The 588-nt window shown below is 39.6% G+C and carries 2 tRNA genes; both read left to right on the forward strand.

Annotated features, from left to right (window positions below):
* The first annotated feature begins 154 nt into the window (after positions 1-154).
* A tRNA-Ile gene (locus IEW69_RS16840) sits at positions 155-228 on the forward strand.
* A gap of 16 nt (positions 229-244) precedes the next feature.
* A tRNA-Ala gene (locus IEW69_RS16845) sits at positions 245-321 on the forward strand.
* Positions 322-588: the final 267 nt, after the last annotated feature.

The raw sequence follows: 588 nt of genomic DNA on the forward strand, positions 1-588 counted from the left end.
GCTGCGTTAAAATGATATAAAATGACAAATAATCTCAAAAAGAAAAACCCATAGAATGAAACATCAAGAGTGTTCCATACTGAAGTAAAGGTGATAGACTAGAGGATAGGATTATGTAGAGCAACCTCAACATGCCTTAACCAACAGTGAATTTAGTCCCGTAGCTCAGTTGGTTAGAGCACTACACTGATAATGTAGGGGTCAGCAGTTCAAATCTGCTCGGGACTACTACTAGAATTTCTAAGGGGGATTAGCTCAGCTGGCTAGAGCGCCTGCCTTGCACGCAGGAGGTCAACGGTTCGACTCCGTTATTCTCCACCATCACCCGTAGTTAATACAAAAGCTACAGAAATAAGGAATCGAAAGAATCCTGGGGATAGAAAAGTTCTTTGACATATTGGAAGAAGTTAAAAAAGAAGAGCAAACAACAATAGAGACGTTGTTAGCTGTTTAACTCAGAAAAGTACTAAACGAAGTATGCCTGCAAAGGTGTGTTAGTTGAACGCTTGGAAAGTGAAACATTTAACAACAATCAAAAAAAGCATTTCCATAGGCGCAAAAGGCTATGGAGAGAAGAAAGTAAGAAAG

It is taken from the genome of Pedobacter quisquiliarum (genome assembly GCF_014642175.1).
Classification (GTDB): domain Bacteria; phylum Bacteroidota; class Bacteroidia; order Sphingobacteriales; family Sphingobacteriaceae; genus Pedobacter; species Pedobacter quisquiliarum.